Source organism: Rhodanobacter caeni (assembly GCF_039523575.1).
In the GTDB taxonomy this organism is placed as follows: Bacteria; Pseudomonadota; Gammaproteobacteria; order Xanthomonadales; family Rhodanobacteraceae; genus Rhodanobacter; species Rhodanobacter caeni.
The window spans coordinates 285876-308738 of sequence record NZ_BAAAFO010000001.1 but is presented as its reverse complement, the minus strand read 5'-3'; the positions used below and the strand labels follow the sequence as shown (position 1 = coordinate 308738).

At 68.2% G+C, this 22863-nt stretch carries 16 protein-coding genes; 8 read left to right on the top strand and 8 right to left on the bottom strand.

The features are described from left to right. Positions 1–35 precede the first annotated feature (35 nt). On the bottom strand, positions 36–1697 hold the full coding sequence (locus ABD017_RS01480) for a serine hydrolase (protein WP_343879447.1): 1662 nt from the start codon (positions 1695–1697) through the stop codon (positions 36–38). 200 nt (positions 1698–1897) lie between these two features. Here ABD017_RS01480 and ABD017_RS01475 point away from each other — a divergent pair, with 200 nt between their 5' ends. The 4 genes from ABD017_RS01475 to ABD017_RS01460 all read left to right on the top strand — a co-directional run bounded on the left by ABD017_RS01475 (position 1898) and on the right by ABD017_RS01460 (position 4109). Beyond that, the gene (locus tag ABD017_RS01475; RefSeq protein WP_343879445.1) at positions 1898–2737 is read left to right on the top strand and encodes a DUF72 domain-containing protein; all 840 of its coding nucleotides are present in this window, start codon (positions 1898–1900) and stop codon (positions 2735–2737) included. Between the two features lie 251 nt (positions 2738–2988). After that, entirely contained in the window at positions 2989–3411 is a 423-nt protein-coding gene (locus ABD017_RS01470) for a guanyl-specific ribonuclease (protein ID WP_343879443.1), read from the top strand. Beyond that, positions 3408–3839 carry a barstar family protein gene (locus ABD017_RS01465; protein WP_343879441.1) on the top strand — a complete coding sequence of 144 codons (432 nt, stop codon included), beginning with the start codon at positions 3408–3410 and terminating at the stop codon, positions 3837–3839. The genes ABD017_RS01470 and ABD017_RS01465 overlap by 4 nt, the downstream gene beginning before the upstream one ends. Positions 3840–3881: 42 nt before the next feature. Beyond that, positions 3882–4109 carry an RNA-binding S4 domain-containing protein gene (locus ABD017_RS01460; protein ID WP_343879439.1) on the top strand — a complete coding sequence of 76 codons (228 nt, stop codon included), beginning with the start codon at positions 3882–3884 and terminating at the stop codon, positions 4107–4109. A gap of 238 nt (positions 4110–4347) precedes the next feature. On the opposite strand, the gene ABD017_RS01455 is transcribed toward ABD017_RS01460, so the two are convergent. The 6 genes from ABD017_RS01455 to ABD017_RS01430 form a co-directional block, all read right to left on the bottom strand. Further along, positions 4348–5163: an arylamine N-acetyltransferase family protein gene (locus ABD017_RS01455; protein WP_343879437.1), complete on the bottom strand. Its 816-nt coding sequence runs from the start codon at positions 5161–5163 to the stop codon at positions 4348–4350. Between the two features lie 82 nt (positions 5164–5245). After that, a complete protein-coding gene (locus ABD017_RS01450; protein ID WP_343879435.1) occupies positions 5246–5587 on the bottom strand; it encodes a carboxymuconolactone decarboxylase family protein in 342 nt (113 codons plus the stop codon). A 53-nt stretch (positions 5588–5640) separates the two neighbouring features. Next, positions 5641–5838 carry a hypothetical protein gene (locus ABD017_RS01445; RefSeq protein WP_343879433.1) on the bottom strand — a complete coding sequence of 66 codons (198 nt, stop codon included), beginning with the start codon at positions 5836–5838 and terminating at the stop codon, positions 5641–5643. A gap of 53 nt (positions 5839–5891) precedes the next feature. Continuing rightward, a complete protein-coding gene (gene lipA / locus ABD017_RS01440) occupies positions 5892–6878 on the bottom strand; it encodes a lipoyl synthase (RefSeq protein WP_343879431.1) in 987 nt (328 codons plus the stop codon). A gap of 66 nt (positions 6879–6944) precedes the next feature. Continuing rightward, positions 6945–9701, bottom strand: a complete 2757-nt coding sequence (locus ABD017_RS01435; RefSeq protein WP_343879429.1) for a putative bifunctional diguanylate cyclase/phosphodiesterase — start codon at positions 9699–9701, stop codon at positions 6945–6947. Between the two features lie 67 nt (positions 9702–9768). Beyond that, positions 9769–10545 (bottom strand): iron-containing redox enzyme family protein, encoded by a 777-nt coding sequence (locus ABD017_RS01430; protein ID WP_343879427.1) that lies wholly within the window; start codon positions 10543–10545, stop codon positions 9769–9771. Between the two features lie 503 nt (positions 10546–11048). Here ABD017_RS01430 and typA point away from each other — a divergent pair. Beyond that, a complete protein-coding gene (typA, locus tag ABD017_RS01425) occupies positions 11049–12875 on the top strand; it encodes a translational GTPase TypA (protein WP_343879425.1) in 1827 nt (608 codons plus the stop codon). A 132-nt stretch (positions 12876–13007) separates the two neighbouring features. Here the strand turns inward: typA and ABD017_RS01420 are convergent, their stop codons facing one another. After that, entirely contained in the window at positions 13008–13616 is a 609-nt protein-coding gene (locus ABD017_RS01420) for a class I SAM-dependent DNA methyltransferase (protein ID WP_343879423.1), read from the bottom strand. Between the two features lie 92 nt (positions 13617–13708). On the opposite strand from ABD017_RS01420, the gene recC reads away from it, so the two are divergent. From recC to recD, 3 genes are read left to right on the top strand one after another with little or no spacing between them, the layout of a single operon-like run. Further along, positions 13709–17218 (top strand): exodeoxyribonuclease V subunit gamma, encoded by a 3510-nt coding sequence (gene recC, locus ABD017_RS01415; RefSeq protein WP_343879421.1) that lies wholly within the window; start codon positions 13709–13711, stop codon positions 17216–17218. Further along, on the top strand, positions 17215–20907 hold the full coding sequence (gene recB / locus ABD017_RS01410) for an exodeoxyribonuclease V subunit beta (protein ID WP_343879419.1): 3693 nt from the start codon (positions 17215–17217) through the stop codon (positions 20905–20907). Before recC ends, recB begins: the two co-directional genes overlap by 4 nt. After that, a complete protein-coding gene (gene recD, locus ABD017_RS01405; protein ID WP_343879417.1) occupies positions 20897–22858 on the top strand; it encodes an exodeoxyribonuclease V subunit alpha in 1962 nt (653 codons plus the stop codon). Before recB ends, recD begins: the two co-directional genes overlap by 11 nt. Positions 22859–22863: the final 5 nt, after the last annotated feature.

The following is a 22863-nucleotide window of genomic DNA, read 5'->3' as shown; positions in this document are numbered from 1 at the left end:
TTCCGCGTGGGCGCCGCGAACGGCGCGGTGGTGGCTCAGTGATTCACTGGCTTCAGGCGCAAATCCTGGAAGTCGAAACTGAAATCGGTCAGCGGCGAGATCGGCTCCATCCGCACCTCGCGCACCGCGCCGTCCGGGTCCAGCGCGTAGCTGACGAAGGCGTCGGCATTGAGCGTGCGGTCGTCCCAGCGCACCACGAAGGTGTCGTGCTGCCACGGCGTCATGGTGCCTACCAGCTGCGCGGTCTTGCTGAAGCGCATGCGCAGCTTGCCGTTCTCCTGGCTGACGATGATGTCGCCGTACCACGGGTCGCGGTAGGTGCCGGCGTAGTTCGCCAGCGGCAGCGAAGGCTTGCTGCGCTTGTCGCGGGCGGCCTCGTGCCTGGCGAAACTGTCGTCGGCATCGGCCTGGGATTTTTTCACCGCCTTGGCATAGACGGACACCCAATCCGTCTTGTGATCGCGATTCAGGTAGGCGTCCAGCACGCGGTACGTCACCGCGTTGAAGGCCGCGCCCGATTCGGCATTGGTCAGCACCACCACGCCCAGACGCTGCTCGGGCACCAGCGTCACGCGCGAGACCATGCCCGGCCAGCCGCCGGTGTGCCACACCAGCCGTTGGCCACGGTAGTCGGACAGGAACCACGCCTCGCCATAGCCGTAGAAGTGCGGCGTCAGCGGCGCCAGCTCGGGGATCGACGGTTGGCGGATGGCGATGGGGGTCAGCATGCTCCACATCTGCTGCTGGCTTTTCCCGGAAAACAGCCGCTGCGGCTTGCCATCGGCACCCTTCGCGGGCAAGGCGCCACCGGCCAGTTGCACGTTCATCCACCTGGCCATGTCGTGCACGCTGGAATAGATGCCGCCGGCACCCGGATCGTTGAGCCAGGCCATCGGCGCCACCGGCTGCAGATCCTTGAAATCGGCCTTGGCGTGGCCGGTGGCCACGTCCATGCCGGGGGTGATGTAGGTCTTGTCGATCAGCGACTCGTCCATGCCCACCGGCTTGAAGATGTGGTCGCGCACGTAGTCGGCGTAGCTCTGCCCCGACGCCTGCTCGATCACCAGCGTGGCCACCGCGAACAGGATGTTGTCGTAGGCGTAGCCACTGCGAAAACCGTTGGCGATCGGCACATGCGCCAGCCGCTGCACCACCTCCTTCGTGGTGTACGAGGTGGGCGGCCAGTACAGCAGGTCGCCCGCGCCCAGCGACAGCCCGCTGCGGTGCGCCAGCAGGTCGCGGATGCGCATTTCATGGGTGACGTAGGGGTCGGACATGCGGAACCACGGCAGGTGGTCGATCACCCGGTCGTCCATCTTGAGCTTGCCCGCCTCGGCCAGTTGCTGCAGCGAGGCGGCGGTGAACGCCTTGGTGTTGGAGGCGATCGCAAACAGGGTATGCGCATCGACACGGTCGGGCTTGCCCAGCTCGCGCTGGCCGAAGCCACGCGCCAGCACCACGTTGCCGTCCTTGACGATCGCCACCGCGATGCCGGGCACGTCGAACGCCTTGCGCGCGCTTTCCACGTACGCATCGAAATCCTGCAACTGCGAAGGCAGCAGCGGGCGCACCTGGTCGTTGGTGGAAATGGGCAGTTGCGGGATCGAGGAGGTCGGCGCCTGCGCCGCAGCCCCCAGGGCCATCACGAACAAGGCGCACGCCGCCGAAAGGCGCAAGACAAGGGGTCGCTGCGGCATCGCTGGCTCCAGTCAGGGCAATCGCGTCACTATCGCGGCAAATCGCGCGCCAGGCCAGCGCCGGAAGTCACGCGCGCCCACCGGCGGCGTTCACGGTGGTTGCATGCCGGCGGCAGCAAGCTCCGGTCAACGATCCTGCCAGGCATGTTTCCGATGGAACACCCTGACCCCACCGCAACATGCGCGTCATCGGTGCGGCGATGACGAGCCCCAGACAGCCGAAGGCGGCCAGCACGCCGCATGGGCAAATCCGCGTCGGCGTGGGCGGCTGGGTCTACGCGCCCTGGCGCGACAATTTCTACCCCGCCGACCTGCTGCGGCGGCAGGAGCTGGATTACGCCAGCCGCCACCTGCGCGCGATCGAGGTCAACGGCACCTACTACGGCGCGCAGAAGCCGGCCACCTACGCCAAGTGGGCCGAGGCCACGCCGCCGGGTTTCGTGTTCTCGCTGAAAGCGCCGCGCTACATCACCGAAAGCCGGCCGCTGGCGAACAGCGGCAAGGGCGTGGACAGCTTCATCTACGGCGGCATCGAGGAAATGGGCGACCGGCTGGGCCCGATCCTGTGGCAGTTGCCACCCTCGCGAAAATTCGACCCTGACGACCTGGGTGCCTTCCTGCAGGCCCTGCCGCGCGTGCTGAACGGACGGCCGCTGCGCCACGTGCTGGAGGTGCGCAACCCGGGTTTCCTGTGCCCGGCCTACGTGGAGCTGGCGCGCCAGCACGCGATCCCCACCGTGTTCACCGACTCGCCGAAATTCCCCTCGCTGGCCGACCTCACCGGCGATTTCGTCTATGCCCGGCTGATGCGCAGCGCCGAAGACATCGCCACCGGCTACGCCGCCGCAGCGCTGGACCAATGGGCGGCGCACGTCCGCGCCTGGGCTGCAGGCCACGACATCGACGCGCTGCCGCACGTCGGCGCCACGCAACCGGCCGGACCGCCGCGCGAGGTCTTCGTGTTCTTCATCAGCAGCGCCAAGCTGCGCAACCCGGCCGCCGCGATGGCGTTGCAGGAGCGGGTCGATCGGCTGGGGTGAGGGGCGGCGAGCGGAATGGATCGGCTTCATCTGCCTCACTTCTTCTCGTCGTTCGGGTTGAACGTAGCGCCTCAATCTCGTCATCCCCGCGAAGGCGGGGATCCAGTGCCTCTGAAGCCTGAAGCCACTGGATTCCTGCTTTCGCAGGAATGACGGTGGTGGAGCGTTACGCTTGAGTGAGCTCCATCCCGGCCATCGTTTTTCGTTTCATCAGCTCTGCCTTAAGCTGAAACGCCCTGCCACCGCTCGCCATGCGCCGATTCCCTCCGCTGATCCTGCTTGCCGCGCTGGCTGTCGCGCTGGTCGTGTGGCGGCAGCCACCGTCGACGCCGCACGGCCCGGTCGCCTCATGGCCGGCGACCACCACTGCGGTCGATCGCACGACCGCTGCGTCGACGCTGCCGGCGTTCCTGCCGCCCGAGGCCGGCGATACCCTGCGTCGCATCGCCAGCGGCGGGCCATTCGTCCATGCGCAGGATGGCGCGGTGTTCGGCAATTACGAGCGCCGCCTGCCGTCACAACCGCGCGGCTACTACCACGAATACACCGTGGAAACCCCCGGCGCGCGCAACCGCGGCGCGCGACGCATCGTCACCGGAGGCACACCGCCGCAGGTCTACTACTACACCGGCGATCATTACCGCAGCTTTCGCCGCTTCGCGGTGCAACGATGAGCGCGCACCGTTTCGACCTGGACCTCACGCAACCGGCGCAAGGCGGCGTGTATTTCGTGGGCCAGGACGATCTCGACCGGCTGGCGAAGACGGCACGGCGCGACGCATTGCACGTATGCCGCACGGATCTTGGCGGCTGCACGGACAAGCAGGAATTGTTGCGGCGCCTGGCCGTTTCGCTGACGCTGCCGGCCAGCTTCGGATTCAACTGGGACGCCCTGGCAGATGCCCTGCGCGACCTGGGCTGGTTGCCCGCCTGGGGCTACGTGCTGCTGTTCGAACACGCCGACACCCTGCGCCGGGCCGCGCCGGAAGATTTCACCACCCTGCTCGGCGTGCTGGACGACGCGGCCACGTTTGCTGCCGACCACGACATACCCTGGTTCGCGTTCCTGGCGCTGCCTGACGAGGCGTTCGACGGCAGCTGATCGTGTCACCCTACGCTCCTGGCCCGCCCACCCTGGATACCCATGCAAACGATCGATTTCGAACTGGAAGGCCGCTACGTCGAGCTGAACATGCTGCTGAAGCTGGTCGGCCTGTGCGACAGCGGCGGCGCCGGCAAGCGGCTGGTGGCCGAGGGCCACGTCAAGGTCGACGGCCACACCGAATTGCGCAAGACCTGCAAGATCGTGGCGGGGCAAACCGTCACGTTGGGTGACGTGGCCATTTATGTGCTGGCCGATCCCCAGGGGTGAGCGATGCCTGCTCCGCCTGCGGGGCGCGCCGCCCGAAGGGCTGGAGGGGTGCGCTTCCGGCGCCGAGAAAAAAAGCAAAGCGAAGAGCGCCCTCTTCCGCCTGATTCGCACCATCCATGGTGCTCACCCCTGTCGGGGCCAGCTGCGCTGTTCCGCCGGCGCTCCAGCGCCTGCAGGTCGGCCCCTTCTCCCGCAAGCGGGAGAAGGGAGAAAGCGGTTTTGATGGCGCTGGCGAGCCTCAGCCGGGCAGTTCGTGCAGGCGTCGATACAGCTGGGGATGCGCCGGCAAGCGCAGCCTGAAACGCTGTTCCAGCACGCGCCGGACTTCACCGCCGTCGCGCAATAGCTGGCGCTCGGGTTCATGGCCCAGGCGGCGCACGGTGAACTCGCGGTCGAGCAGGGTCAGGCGGCGGTCGCCTTCGATGCGGGCGGCCACCAGATGGGTGGTGAAGCGTGAGCCGGGGTAGGTCGAGACGTAATGGTTGGCCACCACCAGGTCGATCGGGGGCGGTGAATGCAGGTCGAAGCGATACAGGGAGCGCCAGACGCCGTACAGCTGCGACTGCATGCACCAGTCATCGCCCATCCGCACCAGGCGAAAGGGTTCGAGCGGCGTGGGTTGTTCGATATCCGCCTGCAGGCGCAGGACGCCGGTGAGGGTCTGGCTGCCGAAACCCACATCGACCAGCCAGTTCTCGCCATCGAGCTCGACGCGCAACAGCATGTGCGTCTGCGGCGTCACGGCGTCGTCCGATTGGCGCCAGAGCACCCGCGCGATCAAGGCGGAGACGTCGAAGCCGATGGCCCGCAGCGCGGCCTGCAGCAGCAGGTTGTGCTCAAAGCAGTAACCGCCGCGGCCGTCGTGCAGCAGCTTGCGCTGCAGCGCGGCAGGTTCCAGGTCGACCGGCAGGCCAAACCAGGGATCGAGGTTCTCGAAAGGAATGGCCGCGGCGTGGGCGGCCACCAGCGCACGCAGGGTCGGCAGGTCGGGCGCCGTGGCGTCGCGGTAGGCGATGCGCCGCAGGTAGGCATCAAGATCAATAGGCGGGTGCATGCAGGCAGTCGCGATCAGGGAGTCGCCCGACGGTATCACCGCCGGCTTGCGACGCCCATGGCCGAGCCCTGCCACGCACCGATCAATCGTGGCGGTGCGCGTGCTGCATGGTGTCCAGCGCCAGCGCCGAATGCGCGTAGGCGCCGCCCGCGCGCATCTCCGCGGCCACCCAGATCGCCTCCATGATCTGCTGCTCGCTGGCGCCCTGTTTCAAGGCTTCGGCGGTATGGCCCTTGATGCAGTACGGGCATTGGGTGACGTGCGCCACCGCCACCGCAATCAGCTGCTTGGTGACGGCCGGCACGGCGCCTTCGGCGAACACGGCGGCGCTGAACGCCTTGAACGCCTGCAGCGGCCCGGGCGCCAGTTCGCGGCGTTTGCGCGCCAGCTCGGCGCTGGCTGGCGGATAGATGGGTGTGTCCATGGTGGCGCTCCGTGGGAGATCGATGCGTTCAATGGCGGCGTATCGAAGGAAGATCAGGAAGGCCGCGGCGAGATGCCCTGCACCCAGCTCGGCGGATCACTGGCGGGGAAGCTCTGCGCCAGCTCCTCGTCGATGCGCTGCTCGCGCTGCAACCACGATTCACGCTCGCGGGGCGCCGCACGATTCGATCCGCCGGCTCCGCGCTGCGGCATGACGGCCTGGCGATGCAAGGGACGGTGAAACAGGGACATGGCGATACCTCCTGGTCGACAAACGACGAAGCCATCGGCCCTGCATGCAGCGCTCACAACCCGAGGTTGTTGTGCTCCAGCACGCGCTCGGCGCGATAGCTCGAACGAACCAGCGGGCCGGCCACGGCTTCGACAAAACCCTTGCCCAGGGCCAGCTCGCGGTACTGGCGGAACTCGTCCGGCGTCACGTAGCGCTGCACCGCCAGGTGGTGCGGGCTGGGCCGCATGTACTGGCCGAGCGTGACCACGTCGACGTTGGCGGCGCGGATGTCGTCCAGGGTGCGGTCGATCTCGTCGTCGGTTTCGCCCAGGCCCAGCATCAGGCTGGTCTTGGTGAGCGTCTTGGGCGCATGGCGCTTGGCGAAGGCCAGCACGTCCAGCGTCTGCGCGTAACCGGCGCGCGGGTCGCGCACGGGGTGGGTCAGGCGTTCCACCGTCTCCAGGTTCTGCGCGTAGGTGGCCAAGCCCGCGTCGAGCACGGTCGCCACGTCGGCATGCCGGCCGGCGAAGTCGGGCGTCAGCGCCTCCACCGCCGTTTGCGGCGAGCGCTGGTGGATCGCGCGTACGCAGGCGGCGTAGTGGGCGGCGCCGCCATCGGGCAGGTCATCGCGATCCACCGAGGTCAGCACCACGTAGTTGAGCCCCATCAGGGCCACCGCGTCGGCCACCTGCATCGGCTCCAGCGGGTCGAGCCAGCCTTGGGGGTTGCCCGTGCTGACCGAGCAGAAGCGGCAGGCACGCGTGCATACCGAGCCCATCAGCATCAGCGTGGCGGTGCCCCGGCCCCAGCACTCGGCGATGTTGGGGCATTTGGATTCGGCGCAGACGGTGTTGAGCTTGTGCGTGTTGACGATGCTGCGCACATCTTCGTAGCGGGCGCCGCTGGGCAGCTTGATGCGCAACCACGGTGGCTTGTGCCCCACGTCGGGCGTGGCGCTGCCGGCGTTGGGGCGGATGCCGCCCTTGATCGCACGGGTGCCCTGGGGGCTGACGAACTTGCTGCCGTCGGGGACGCGGGTGGTCTGGGGATCGCTGGACATGCGCCGAGTGTCGCGCCGCCTGGCGCGGCGGGCCATGACATGCGTCAGGGTGCTGCCCGTCGGCGGCTACAAGCCGCGCTTGGGCGGCACCAACCGCAGCTTGGTCGGCACGTGGTACGAACGGGGTGACATCAGCCGCTCGATCGCGCTGGCGGCCAGCGGGTAGGAATACAGGTAGCCCTGTCCCTCCGCGCAACCGGCGCGCAGCAGGAACTCGTGTTGCGCCTCGGTTTCGATGCCTTCGGCGATGGTCTTCAGCCCCAGGCTGCGCGACATGGCCAGCATCGCTTCGATGATCGCCACGTCGTCGGCACTTTCCGGCAAGCCGGACACGAAGGAGCGGTCGATCTTCAGGTACGCCACCGCCGGCAGCTTCAGATAGGCCATGGAGGAATAGCCCGTGCCGAAATCGTCGATCGCCACCTCCAGCCCCAGCGTATGCAGCGCACGCATGGTGCGCTCGGTGTCGTCGCCCATGCGCAACATGGCGCTCTCGGTGATCTCCAGCATCAGCCGCCCTGGCGGCACCCGCCGCCGCTGCAACGCGCGGCTCACGCCATCGACGAAGGCGGCGTGGCCAAACCCGCGCGCCGACACGTTCACGGCCACGCGCACCGGCGGCATGCCGGCCATGTCCCATGCCTCGATCTGGGCGCAGGCCGCCTGCATGACCCATTCGTCGATGCGCCGGATCAGCCCCAGGCTCTCGGCCACCGGGATGAACTCGCTGGGCAGCACTTCGCCGCGGTCGGGATGCTGCCAGCGCACCAGTGCCTCGACCGCCACGATGCGGCCGGTGCGCATTTCAATGCTGGGCTGGTAAACCAGCCGGAACTCCTCGCGAACCAGCGCCTGGCGCAGCTCGGACGCCAGCAGCAGGCGGCGGCTGGTGTTGGCGTGCATCATCGGGGTGTAGAAGCGCAACGTATTGCGCTCTTCGGTCTTGGCCGCGTACATCGCCGCGTCGGCGTTGGCCACCAGGGTGGACGCATCGAGCCCGTCGAGCGGGTAGCCGGCAATACCGATGCTGGCGCTCAGCACGATTTCGCAGTCGTCCACCACCAGCGGCTCGGACAGCACCGCCAGCAGTCGCTCGGCCATCACGCGCGCGTCCTCGCGCAGGTTCAGGTGATGGATCAGCACGGTGAACTCGTCGCCACCGATGCGCCCGGCCACGTCGCCGTCGGACAGCTGGCGGCGGATGCGCTCGGCCACTTTCACCAGCAGCTTGTCGCCGATCGCATGGCTGTAGCTGTCGTTGACGATCTTGAACGCGTCCAGGTCGATGAACAGCACCACGGTGGCCAGCCGCTCGCGCTCGGCGATGGCAATGGCATCGTTGCAATAGCGCTCGAACTCCGCCCGGTTCACCAGGCCGGTGAGCGGATCATGCCGGGCCAGGTGCTCCAGCCGCTGCTGCTGCTGCTTGATCGCCGAGATGTTGGTGAACACCGCCACGTAATAGAGCACCTGGTGGTCGGTATCGCGGATGGCGCTGATGCTGAGCTGCTCGGGGTAGCTGGTGCCGTCGTGGCGGACGCTCTGCACCTCGCCCAGCCAGTTGCGGCCGGCGGCGATGTCGTCCCAGATCGACTGCGGCAGCATGTGGCCGTCGGGCAAGCGGCGGGTGGCGTCGAACCGCTTGTCGCGCAGCGCCTCGGCATCGAAACCGGTGAGCTGCTCGTGCGCCTCGTTGACGGAGATGACGCGACGTTGCGGGTCGGCAATGATCACGCCCTCGGCAATGCTGGCCAGCGCCTCGGCGGCAATGCGCCGTTCCCGCTCCATCGCCACCCGCTCGGAGATGTCGCGGATGATCGCCTGACGCACCGGCCGGTCGCCCCAGTTGACCAGGCTGCACTGCGTTTCCACCGGCAGCCGGGTACCGTTGACGCCCAGCAGCGCATTGGTGGCGGCGCGGCCCTCCAGTTGCGACACCGCCTGGGTGAACAGGTGCACGAACCGGTCGCCGATCAACTCGCCGGGCCGCCGGCCGGTCCATTCCGACGCGGCACGGTTGGCATCCAGGATGCGGCCGCTGGTTTCATCCACCATCACGATCGCGTCCGAGGCGCTGTCGAACAGCAGCCGGTAGCGCTCCTCGGTACCGCGGATGCTGGCCAGCGTGCGCCGCGCCATCGATATCCACAACAGCACGGCGATGGTCGCGGCAGCCAGTACGCCGCCGAACAGGACCTGGCCGAGCCAGACCGATCCCTGGGCAATCTGCAGGGAAAACAGCTTGCTGCGCGGTTCGATGAGGTCGTTGATGGCGCCGATGCGTGCGCGATGACGCGCGACTTCCGCCATAGGCATGTCGCCGCGGGCATGGGCGCGTTGCAGTTCCGACGCAATCGTCCCCAGCTCGGCGATGGCGTCATCGGTCGAGCGCCACGCCTGCAGCGCATCGCGCATGTACGGTGCGCGGGAAAAATGATGCAGCATGAAAATCACGCCGGGGATCGCCGTGGGCATGGCGTCGCTTCGGCGCAGGGCGTCAACCACCACGTCGTAGTCGTAGGTGCCGGCGGTGATCTTGTCGCGCACCCAGCGGTCGGTGTTCAACACCGCCCAATTGCGATGGAACTTGGCCAGATCCGCCGCCGCGCCGCTGCTCGCGTAGGCGTCCAGATCGACCACGGCCTGCTTCTGGGCCTTCGACCAGACGCTCTCGCCGTTGAGGAAACCGGCGAGAGCCACCTGTGTCTGCAGCGCCACCCAGGTCAAGGCCAGGATGAGCGCCACCATGGCCAGCATCGCGTAGACCAGCGGCATCAATCGCCGCGACAGGGGCCGCTGCAAGGTAGTCGGAAAAGTGCGCATGGATGCCTTTATCTCACGATTTGCGCGTCAATGCGTTTGCCAAAATGACCTTGCAGCAGCCCGTTCCTCAAGCTGCCGCTTCGCTGAGGACTTCCAGCATCCGCGAGGGCTGCACACAGCGATCGGCGAGTATCCGCATGCTCGTGTAGCTGCGCTTGATACAGGCCGTGATGTGCGCGACCTCCTCGGCCGCCGGGGATGTCCCCATCAGGGTGCAGACGATTTCCAGTGCCTCCCAAGGGTGGGTATCGTCATAAGCGGCATGCAACTGTAGCCAACGCAGCGAACCGGCCCGGGTCTTCTCGGGGAAACGCTGTTTGTAGCTGTCGCTTTCGTAGATCAGTTGGGACCATTCCCCCGTCGCGCCTTCCACCGCGTAGTTGGTGGCGGCGATGCTGGCCACCAGGCTGTCGCCGCTGCTCACTTCCTCGCACCATTGTGCCAAGGTCTGGGTTCCCCGTGGCGGCATGCCGTTCAACACCTCGCTGCGCGACACCCCGACGCCCTCGGCCCAATGCAGCCAGTATTCGGCGTGGTTCTGCTCCACGCGGATGTTGCGGACCAGCCAGCGCCGCGCCAGGTTGTCGCCGGGACTGCGGCCGTACTGGGTCTTGAGCAGGCTCATCGCCATGTAGCCGGGGAAGCGTTCGATGACCGGCCAGATGCCGCACATGAAGTTGACGGTGCCGTCGCGGCCGAGCGTGCCGTCGCTCATCCGGCTCCAGAGTTCGTGATCCACCACGCTCTGCTTGGTGCTGGCGCACTCCGCCACCATGTCTTGCGCCCATTGCGGGTAGCTGGTCAGTTCGGTCAGCGGGCCAGTGCGTTCGAAATGCGAGTTCATGCTGCTCTCCTTGGAGATACAAGTGGAAGGCTGCACGACGTGCAGCCTCGATTGAGCCGGCGCGGGAGACAGGGATCCCTCTTGCCGGTCGTGCTTCAACATCGCTAGCGATGCCAAACTCATTTCATGAACGCCGAGCCGCGGATTGATGCGCGAGTCTGCCTTGCCGTTATCGTAGACAACGCCGGCGGCGATTGCCGCTATCGAATCCGCCTTTCGTGTTCGCCATCCCCATTACGTGACGCTCTCATGCTTTTCGCGCCAACAGCCGCATGCGCGTCCACTCGCCGATACTCGCGCAGTCCCCCCGGAAGAGAAAGCGTCGGCGGTGAATGTGCGGCGAGGTGCGGGCCGACCGGTGGCGTTACCCTGTGGGGGCCGGGCTCCGCGCCGCTTCCCGTCTGAACGAAATCACGGGCAAGTTGCCGCGCAAGTCCGTATAATCGGTCAATTCGTCCTTCAAAAACCTGCGTGACGGCCTCTGCGCCGCCCGAGTCGATCCCATGTCTATCGAAAACCTGCGCAACATCGCCATCGTCGCCCACGTCGATCACGGCAAGACCACCCTCGTCGATTGCCTGCTCAAGCAGTCCGGCACGCTCAACGAGCGCACCGTGCTGGCCGAGCGCGTGATGGACTCGAACGACCAGGAAAAGGAACGCGGCATCACCATCCTGGCCAAGAACACCGCCATCACCTGGCGCGGCAACCGCATCAACATCGTCGACACCCCGGGACACGCCGACTTCGGCGGCGAGGTGGAGCGCGTGCTGTCGATGGTGGACTCGGTGCTGATCCTGGTCGACGCGATGGATGGCCCGATGCCGCAGACCCGCTTCGTGACGCAGAAGGCGTTCGCGATGGGCTTCAAGCCGATCGTGGTGATCAACAAGGTCGACCGCCCGGGCGCGCGCCCGGAGTGGGTCGTGGAGCAGGTGTGGGACCTGTTCGACCGCCTCGGCGCCACCCCCGAGCAGATGGATTTCCCGATCGTCTACGCCTCGGCGCTGAACGGCTACGCCAGCCTGGACGAGAACGTGCGCGAAGGCGACATGACCCCGCTGTACGAAGCGATCATGCAGCACGTCAGCAAGCCGGACGTGGACCCGGACGGCCCGTTCCAGATGCGCATCAGCCAGCTGGACTACAACAACTTCGTGGGCGTGATCGGCATCGGCCGCATCCAGCGCGGCACGCTGAAGAAGAACATGCCGGTGGCGGTGATCGACCGCCACGGCAAGAAGCGCCAGGGCAAGGTGCTGCAGGTGCTGGGCTTCCTGGGCCTGGAACGGATCGAGCAGGAAAGCGCCGAGGCCGGCGACATCGTGGCCATCTCGGGCATCGCCGAGCTGACCATCTCCGATACCGTCTGCGCGCTGGAGGCCCCCGAGGCGCTGCCGGCGCTGACCGTGGACGAGCCGACCATCAGCATGACCTTCCAGGTCAACAACTCGCCGTTCGCCGGCAACAAGGATCTCAGCGGCGGCAAGTTCCTCACCAGCCGCCAGCTGAAGGACCGCCTGGACCGCGAGCAGGTGCACAACGTGGCGCTGAAGGTGGAGCAGGGTTCGGACGCCGACAAGTTCCTGGTCTCCGGCCGCGGCGAGCTGCACCTGTCGGTGCTGATCGAGAACATGCGCCGCGAGGGCTACGAGCTGGCCGTGTCGCGCCCGGAAGTGATCATCAAGGAGATCGACGGCCAGAAGATGGAGCCGATCGAGCAACTGGTGGTCGACGTGGAGGAAGTGCACCAGGGTGCCGTGATGGAAAAGCTGGGCATGCGCAAGGGCCAGCTGAAGAACATGGAGTCAGACGGCAAGGGCCGCGTGCGGCTGGATTACGAGATCCCGGCACGAGGCCTGATCGGCTTCCAGAACCAGTTCAAGACCCTCACCCAGGGCTCGGGCCTGCTGTTCCACGTGTTCGACCACTACGGCCCGAAGGAAGAGGGCCAGATCGCCAAGCGCCAGAACGGCGTGATGATCGCCAACGCCGGCGGCACCACCCCGGCCTACTCGCTGGGGCCGTTGCAGGACCGCGGCAAGCTGTTCGCGGCCGAGGGCGACAACGTGTACGAGGGCCAGCTGGTCGGCATCCACGCCAAGGACAACGACCTCACCGTCAACGTGATCAAGCCCAAGCCGCTGACCAACATGCGCGCCTCCGGCAAGGACGATGCGATCCAGCTCACCCCCGCGATCAAGTTCTCGCTGGAACAGGCGCTGGACTTCATCGACGACGACGAGCTGGTGGAAATCACCCCCAAGGAGATCCGCCTGCGCAAGAAGCACCTCACCGAAAACGACCGCAAGCGGGCGTCGCGCGGCTGAGCTGTCGCACATCGTGCAAGTCGAACAGGCCGCCGCAAGGCGGCCTGTTCGTTGCTGCCTGTATCGACCTGTAGGAGCGGCTTCAGCCACGACAGGGACGACGGCAAAACCCGGTCGCGGCTGAAGCCGCTCCTACAACGGCAATTGCGCCCGCTCCAGCGCCGCGATATGTCGCTCCAGCCGCGGCCCCAGGTAACAGTGCGAGCCGCACGGCAGCAGGCCGGCAGCGCCGAACTCGCGCAGGTACCACGCCGGCGCGCGGGCAATGAAGCCCTGGCGGTCGCCAACCACGTCATCGCGGCTGGTGAACACTTCCAGGAAGGCGACCCCTTCGAGCATCTCCACGATGCCGCCCAACCCGGCGCGGATCTCGGCGGGCTTGAGGTAATGCAGCACGTCGGTGCACACGATCAGGTCGAAGCGCTGGTCGAAGCGCAGGTATTCCAGCTGGCCGAAGCGGGCCAGGCCCACGTTGCGGCTGCGGCCGTAGCGTGCGGCGACATACTCGCTGGCATCCAGCCCGCGGTAGTCGATGCCCGGGCGCAAGGCACGCAGTGGCGCGCGCCACACGGCTTCGCCGCAACCCACGTCGAGCACGTTGCGGATCGGCCGCGCGAGGTAGTACTCCGCCTGCGCAACCACCATGGCCACCTTGCGCCGCAGCTCGGCCGGCGAGCCGATCGCGTGGCGCGGATCGCGGTACCACTTGTCGAAATAATCGCGGTCGTAGGTCTTCGGCATGCGCGGGCCCGGGCAAAGCTGCATGGTAACCGTCGCAGACGGCGCGACACATCTGGGCGACAATCTGCAGCCACACAGGAATCGCGTCCTCCGTGAGTCTTTCTCCGCCATCCACTGTCGCATCGATCGAACCCGGCCTCATGGTGCTGCACGGCAACCGGCTGGAGAATCTGCGCGACCTGCTCGCCGCCTGGCTGGCCCGCGCACCGCTGCGGCCGCTGGAGAACGAGCTGATGCTGGTGCAGAGCAACGGCATCGCGCAGTGGCTGAAACTGGCGCTGGCGCGTTCGCCCGACGCGGGCGGGTTGGGCATCAGCGCGGCGATCGACGTGCAATTGCCGGGGCGCTTCCTGTGGGCCGCCTACCGCGCCGTGCTGGGCAGCGAGGCGGTGTCCGCCACCTCGCCGTTCGACAAGTCGCGCCTGGCGTGGCGCCTGCTGCGGTTGATCCCGCAGCACCTGCACCACGAGGCGCTGGCGCCGCTGCGCGACTTCCTGGGCAACGACCCGGACTGGCGCAAGCACCACCAGCTGGCCATGCGCATCGCCGACCTGTTCGACCAGTACCAGGTCTATCGCGCCGACTGGCTGGACGATTGGGAGCACGGCCGCGACGAGCTGCACGACGCGCTGCGCAACCGCCGCTCGCCGCTCCCGGCCGAGCAACGCTGGCAGGCGCATTTGTGGCGCCTGCTGCTGGACGACGTCGGCCCCGGCCAGCGCGACAACCACCGTGCCGCCGTGCACCGCGTCTTCGTCGAACGCCTGGCCACGCTGGAGGACCGCCCATCCGCGCTGCCACGCCGGATCGTGGTGTTCGGTATTTCCTCGCTGCCGCAGCAGACGCTGGAAGCGCTCACCGCGCTGGCCCGTTTCAGCCAGGTGCTGCTGGTGGTGGCAAACCCCTGCCGGCATTACTGGGCCGACATCATCGAGGAGCGCGAGCTGCTCAAGGCCAGCCGGCACCGTCACGCGGGCAAGCCGGGCCTGCCCGCCGAGCCGCGCTACGAAGACCTGCACCTGCATGCCAATCCGTTGCTGGCCGCCTGGGGCAAGCAGGGGCGCGACTACATCCGCCTGCTCGATGCGTTCGACCAGCCCGAGTGCTATCGCCAGCAGTTCGCCGCCATCGGGCGCAGCATCGACTGGTTCGAGGACGCCGGCAGCGACAGCCTGCTGCACCAGCTGCAGCAGGCTATCCTCGACCTCGAACCGCTGCCGGCCGACCCCGCCCAGCGCAAGGCCTGGCGCGAAGACGACCGCTCGTTGCGTTTCCACGTCGCCCACAATCCGCAGCGCGAGGTGGAGATCCTGCACGACCAGTTGCTGGCCCTGTTCGAGGAAGCCGCACGCAACGGCCGGCCGCTGGCGCCGCGCGACGTGATCGTGATGGTGCCGGACATCCAGACCTACGGCCCGCACATCCAGGCGGTATTCGGCCGCGTGCCGCCGGGCGATCCGCGCCACCTGCCGTGCAGCGTGGCCGACCAGCCCGCGCGCGGGCGGGTGCCGCTGATCGTGGCGCTGGAATACCTGCTGGCGCTGCCCGAAGCGCGCTTTGCCGTCAGCGACGTGCTGGACCTGCTCGACGTGGCCGCGCTGCGCACGCGCTTCGGTTTCGACGATGCCGGCCAACCCACGCTGCGCCGCTGGATCGAAGGCGCCGGCATCCGCTGGGGCCTGGACGGCGCGCAGAAGAACGCTCTGCAACTGCCCACGCTGGAACAGAACAGCTGGCGTTTCGGCCTGCGCCGCATGCTGCTCGGCTACGCCGTAGGTGACGGCGAAACGCTGGACGGCATCGCCCCCTACGCCGAAGTCGGCGGCCTCGATGCCGCCCTGATCGGCCCGCTCAGCCAATTGCTGGAGCGGCTGGAGCATTACTGGCAGCTGTTCGCCACGCCAGCCACGCCCGCACAATGGTGCGAGCGCCTGCACGCGCTGCTGGCGGATTTCTTCGACGCCGGCAACGGCGAGGATGCGATGCGCCTGAGCCGCCTCGGCGACGCCCTCGACAGCTGGCAGCAGGCCTGCGCCGAAGCGGATTTTGCCGAGCCGATACCGCTCAACATCGTGCGCGAGCACTGGTTGCAGGCGATCGACGAGAGCCGCCTGTCGCAACGCTTCATGGGCGGCGCGGTGAGTTTCGGCACGCTGATGCCGATGCGTGCGATTCCGTTTCGCGTGGTGTGCCTGCTGGGCATGAACGACGGCGACTACCCCCGCCGTCAGACCCCGGTGGATTTCGACCTGATGGCGCAAGCGGGCCACAGCCGTCCGGGTGATCGCTCGCGGCGCGAGGACGACCGCTACCTGTTCCTGGAAGCGCTGCTGTCCGCCCGCGATGCGCTGCACATCAGCTGGGTCGGCCACAGCGCCCGCGACAACAGCGCACTGCCGCCGTCGGTCCTGGTTGGCCAGTTGCGTGACTACCTCACCGCCGGCTGGCGCCGCGCCGGCGACGACGCCGGCGACCAGCAAGCCGGCGACCGCCTGCTCGCCGCGCTCACCGTCGACTACCCGCTGCAACCCTTCAGCCGCCGCTATTTCGGCGGCGGCGACGACCCGCGCGTGTTCACCTATGCGCGCGAATGGCAGCAGGCGCACCGCGGCGAAACGCCCGTCGAGCCCGCCGCCATGCTCGAACCCTGGCAGCCCGACATCGCGCTCGGCCTGGGCCAGTTGCAGCGCTTCCTGGCCAAGCCGGTGGCGTACTTCTTCAACCAGCGGCTGAAGGTGTTTTTCAACGAGACCGACGACGAAGCCATCGACGACGAGCCGTTCGCACTCGACGCGCTGCAGCGCTACAGCGCCAACCGCGCGGTGTTGCATGCCGCCATCGATGCCGCGGCCGACCCCGATCACGGCATCGACGACGCCACCGGCCGCCTGCGCGACGAAGGCCTGCTGCCGCCCGGCGGTTTCGGCAGCGCGCTGCAAGCCGAGATTGCCACGCAGGCACGCCGCCTGGCCCATGCGTGGCAAACCGCCTGCCGCCAATGGCCGCTCACCGGCGACAAGCATGAACTGCGCTACACCAGCGATCGCTCCCCCACCGCCGGTTGGCAGGTCGAGGATTGGCTGACCGACCTGCGCCGTGACGACGAAGGCACCCGCCAGCGCCTGGAGCTGGTCAGCGGCACGCTGCGCGACGGCAAGGCCCTGCGCTACGACAAGCTCATCCCGGCCTGGGTCACCCACCTGCTTGGCAACGCCTGCGGCCTGCTGATGCAGACCCGGCTGATCGGCATCGACGCGCAGCCGACCCTGCAGGCGCTGGCACCGGACGAAGCGGCCGAGATGCTCGACCAGTTGCTGGCCGCCCTGCACGCGGGCATGCAGTCGCCCTTGCCGATCGCCCGCAAGACCGCGTTCGCCTGGTTGCTGGTCAACACCGACGAAAAGAAGGATGCGGCCACCGTCGCCGCGCGCCGTTTCGAAGGCGACGACTACGGTCACGCCGGCGAACGCGGCGAAGACGCCTGCCTGGCGCGCGCCTGGACGAGCTTCGCGCAGATGCAGGCCCACGGTTTCGAAACCTGGCTGGGCCCCTACCGCGCCCTGTTCGGCAACGTCATCCTGACGCCGGGAGACGCGGCATGAACCCCACCGCCGCGCTCGATCCGCTGCGCCTGCCGTTGCACGACGTCCGCCTGATCGAGGCCAGTGCCGGCACTGGCAAGACCTGGACGATCGCCGCGCTGTACCTGCGCCTAGTGCTGGGCCACACCGACTCCGGCGTGCCACTGCTGCCGCCGCAAATCCTGGTGGTCACCTTCACCAAGGCCGCCACCGCCGAATTGCGCGAACGCATCCGCGCCCGCCTGGGCCAGGCCGCCGAGGCGTTCCGCCGCCAGGCCACGGACGACGACTATCTCGCCGACCTGATCGCCGAGTATCCCGACCCGGAAGCCCGCGCCCGCGCCGCACGCCAGCTGGAACTGGCCGCCCAATGGATGGACGAGGCCGCCGTGCACACCATCCACGGCTGGTGCCAGCGCATGCTGGGCCAGCACGCCTTCGACAGCGGCCATGCCTTCGTGCAGAACACCGTGGACGACGAAAGCGAGCTGCTGGCCGAAGCCGTGCGCGACTACTGGCGCCAGCACTTCTTTCCGCTCGATCGCGACAACGCTTGCCAGATCGGCGCGCTGTGGAAAACCCCGTCGGACCTGCAGAAAAGCCTGCTGCCGCTGCTGCGCCAGCCGCCGGGCAACCTGCGTCTGGACGGCCAACCGTTGCCGCCCATCGCCGACCTCGCGGCGGCCATGGACGCGTTGCTGGCTCCCTCGCGCGCGGCACAGCAGCAGGCCCGCGCCTTGTGGCAGGCCGATGCCGACGCCATCGAGACGATGCTGCACCAGGCCATCGCCTCCAGGACGCTCAGCGGCGTCACTTACAAGCCGGCGCAGCTCCCCGAGGACATGGCCGCGCTGCGCCAGTGGGCCGACACCGGCCTGCTGGCCGACGACAAGCCCCTGCAACGCTGCGCCCAGAGCAAGCTGCTGAGCGCCACCAACAAGAACAAGCAAACGCCGCGGCACGCCGCCTTCGCCGCCATCGATGCCTTGCTCGACGCGCAGCAGGCGACGCCGGCATTGAAGCCGCTGGTGCTCGCCCACGCCGTGCCGTGGGTTGCCGCGCGGCTGCAGGCCGGCAAGCAACGGCTGGCCCAGCTTGGCTACGACGACATGCTCAAGCGGCTCGACGAGGCCCTGCACGGGGTCAGCGGCGAGCGGCTGGCGCAGACCATCGCCAGCCAGTATCCGGTGGCCCTGATCGACGAATTCCAGGACACCGACCCGCTGCAGTGGCGCATCTTCCAGCGCATCTACGCCCGGCGGCCCGGCACCGGCCTGTTGCTGATCGGCGACCCCAAGCAGGCGATCTACGGCTTTCGCGGCGCGGACATCCACACCTACCTGCAGGCGCGTGCGCGGGCCAGCCAGCCCACCTGGACGCTGGCCACCAACTACCGCTCCACCGGCGCCATGGTCGACGCCGTCAATCGCGTCTTCGCGTTCGCCGAGCAGCACGCACAAGGCGCCTTCGGTTTCGGCAAGGGCGCCCAGGGGCTGCCGTTCCTGCCCGTGGCTGCGCACGGCCGCAAGCATCGACTGCTGCTGCACGGCCAGCCGCTGCCCGCCCTGCAACTGGCCCACGCCGCCGACCACGCACCGACCAGCCAGGGCGCCTATCAATCCAGCATGGCCGACCACGCTGCGGCCACCCTGGTGCAATGGCTGGACGCGGCGCAGCGCGGCGAGTGCGGTTTTGTCGACGATGGCACCCTGCCGGGATGCGACGCATCGGCCGGCGCACTCACGCCACTGGTCCCCGGCGATATCGCCATCCTGGTGCGCAACGGTAGGGAGGCCACTGCCGTGCGCGCCGCGTTGCAGGCGCGCGGGCTGGCCAGCGTGTACCTCTCCGATCGTGACTCGGTCTACGCCTCGGCCGAGGCGCGCGACCTGCTGCTGTGGCTGCACGCCTGCGCCGAACCCGGCTCCGACCGCGCCATGCGGGCCGCGCTGGCCAGCCCCACCCTGGCCCAGGACTACGCCGGGCTGGACCGGCTCAACCACGACGAACGCTACTGGGAACAGTGCGGCGAACACTTCCGCCAGCTGCACGACAGCTGGCTGCAGCACGGCGTGCTGGCGATGCTGCACGACATGCTGCACCTGTTCGACCTGCCCTCGCGCTTGCTGGCGCGCGCCGACGGCGAGCGCGCGCTGACCAACCTGCTGCACCTGGCCGAGCTGCTGCAGCAGGCCGCTGCCACGCTGGATGGGGAGCACGCGCTGATCCGTCACCTGGCCAGCCAGATCCGCCACGCCGACGACCGCCAGGCCGAGACCGCCGACGAGAAAATCGTGCGGCTGGAAAGCGAGGCGGCGCTGATCAAAGTGGTCACCATCCACAAGGCCAAGGGGCTGGAGTACCCGCTGGTGATGCTGCCCTTCGCCTGCTGCCTGCGCGAAACCCGGCGCAACGACAGTTTCCTCTGGCACGAAGGCGAGCAGGCCGCGATGGACCTGCAGCCCTCCGACGATGCCTGGCAACAGGCGGAGCGCGAACGCCTGCAGGAAGACCTGCGCCTGCTCTACGTGGCGCTCACTCGCGCCCGTTATGCCTGCTGGCTCGGCATCGCCAACCTCAGGATCGGCAATACCAAGGCGTCGGTGCTGCATCGCTCCGCGTTCGGCTACGTGCTCGCTGGCGGCGAGCCGATCGAGGCCGAGCACCTGCCCGAGCGCCTCTCCCAACTGGCCGACCACCCCGCCATCGCGCTGCTTGAGCTGCCCGCCGTTGCCTCCACGCGACGCCTCGAAACCGCCACCGCGGCGCCGCCGCTGCAGCACGCCCGCGATTACCGCGGGCCCTCGCCCGAGCCGTGGTGGATCGCCAGCTACAGCGCCCTGAAAGTGACCGAGGGCGATGACACCCAACGCCCCGCCGCGCCGGAAACCGCGCAGCAGGACGTGCTGATCGAAGCCCACGCCGAGCCGGCCATTGTCACGACGCCGGAACGCGTCCACACGACCGCCGGCATCCATCAGTTCTTCCGCGGCGCTGAACCGGGCACCTTCCTGCACGATTTGCTGGAATGGGTCGCCGACGAAGGTTTCGCCTTCGGCGCCAGCTCGCCACCGGCGCTCGAGCAATTGATCGCCCGCCGCTGCCAGCGGCGCGGCTGGCAGGCCTGGATCAAGCCCTTGACCGCATGGCTGCCGTCCTTCCTGGCAACACCGCTGGCGCTGCCCGATGGCGGCCAGGTGGCACTGGCCGGCGTACAGAATTACCGCGCCGAGATGGAATTCTGGTTCGAGGCCCATCGCGTGGACACGCTGGCGCTGGACAAGCTGGTGACCGCCTATACGCTGCAGGCGCGAGCGCGCCCCGCACTGCAAGCAGACCGCCTCAACGGCATGCTCAAGGGCTTCATCGACCTGGTGATCGAGCACGAGGGCCGCTATTACATCGTCGACTACAAATCCAACTGGCTCGGCCCCGACAACACCGCCTACACCGCCGAGGCCATGCGCGACTCGGTGCTGCACAGCCGCTACGACCTGCAATACGCGATCTACACCCTGGCCCTGCATCGGCAACTGCGCGCGCGACTGCCCGGCTACGACTACGCGCGACACGTCGGCGGCGTGCTCTACCTGTACCTGCGCGGCGTCGATGGCGCGGGCCACGGCGTGCATCGCGAACGGCTGCCAAAAGACCTGGTCGACGCGATGGACACGCTGTTTGCCGACGGAGCATCCCGCGATGCCGATTGAAAACCTCGACGCCATGTTCGGGCAGGACATCGCGCAGCATCGCCTGCGGCCGCTGGACGTGGCGCTGGCGCGCTTCCTCGAAGCACACGATGCCACCGCATCGACGGCGTTGCCGTGGCTGGCCGCCTTGCTCAGCCGCCAGCTGGCCGACGGCCACCTGTGCCTGGATCTGGCCGCACTCGATGCGCTGGCCGAAGAGCAGCAATGGCCGCCAGCCTGGCAGGCCCTGCTGCGCCACTTCCACGAGCGCGGCGACGCGTTGGCCTCGCCGCTGGTGGCCGATGGCGAGGGCCGGCCGACCAGCGCGCCGCTGGTGCGCGACGGCAGCCGCCTGTACCTGCGCCGCTACTGGAACCACGAGCGACAGGTTGCCGCGGCGATTCGCGAGCGGCTGGAACGTGCGCACGCGGCGCCGGCGCAGCTGGGCGAGGAACTACGGCGCTTGTTTCCGATGGACGATGCGGCGGCGATCAACTGGCCGTCGGTGGCATGCGCGCTGGCGGCGCGCGGCGCGTTCACCGTGATCACCGGTGGGCCGGGCACGGGCAAGACCACCACCGTGGTGTGCCTGCTTGGCCTGCTGCAGACACTGCATCTGCGCGAGCACGAACGGCCGCTGCGCATTCGCCTGGCCGCGCCCACCGGCAAGGCCGCCGCACGCTTGAACGCGTCCATCGCCACGCAGCTGGCAGCGCTCGACGTGGATGAGGCCACCCGCGCCGCCATCCCCGCCCAGGTCGACACCCTGCATCGCCTGCTCGGTGCGCGACCGGACACCCGCCGTTTTCGTCACGATCGAACCAACCCCTTGCACCTGGACGTGCTGGTGATCGACGAAGCCTCGATGATCGACCTGGAAATGATGTCCGCCGTTCTCGCCGCCCTGCCCGCCACGGCGCGGCTGATTCTGCTGGGCGACAAGGACCAGCTGTCCTCGGTGGAAGCCGGCGCCGTGCTCGGCGACTTGTGCCGGCGCGCGCACGCCGGCCATTACGACAACGACACCGCGCAATGGCTGCGCGCCACCACCGGACAGGACATCGCGCCGTTCGTCAGCGCCGACGCGCGGGCGCTCGATCAGCAGGTGGCGATGCTGCGGCACAGCCATCGATTCAGCGCCGCGAGCGGCATCGGCCGGCTGGCGAACGCGGTCAACCAGGGTGACGCGGCGGCCGTGCGCGCGCTGCTGTCCAGCGCATCGGCGGACCTCGCCTGGGAACCGTCGGCGACTGCCTCGCGCCTGGTCCAGCTGGCGATCGACGGCGGCAATCACGCCGGCGCCGACGCCGACGGTGCGCGCGGCCTGCGCCACTACCTGGAGCAACTGCGGCAGCAGCGTCCCGCCATCGATGCCGGCGACCAGGCACATGACGATTGGGCGCACGACACGCTGCAGGCACTCAACCGTTTCCAGTTGCTGTGTGCGCTGCGGCAGGGCGCGTTCGGCGTGGAAGGGCTCAACCAGCGCGTTGCCGAGGCGCTGCGGACACGCGGCCTGATCGATGCCGGCACGGGCTGGTACGAAGGCCGCCCGGTAATGGTCACCCGCAACGACTACAGCCTGGGCCTGTCCAATGGCGACGTCGGCATTTGCCTGCGCTTTCCCGACGGCCGGGGCGCATCGCGGTTGTCGGTGGCATTCCTCGCCAGCACCGCGCCAGGCGTCGGCGGCGGCATGCGCGTGCGCCGCATCCTTCCCTCGCGCCTCAACGAAGTCGTCACCGCGTACGCCATGACGGTGCACAAATCGCAGGGTTCGGAGTTCGAACACACCCTGCTTGCCCTGCCACCCGAACCCGGCCCCGTGCTCACCCGCGAGCTGCTCTATACCGGCATCACCCGCGCCCGCCGCTGGTTTACCCTGGCAGGCAACGAGGACATCGTCGAACTGGCTACCCGGCAACGCACGCGGCGCTACTCGGGGCTGGCGGAGCGCCTAACCGGCCGTTGACCCGC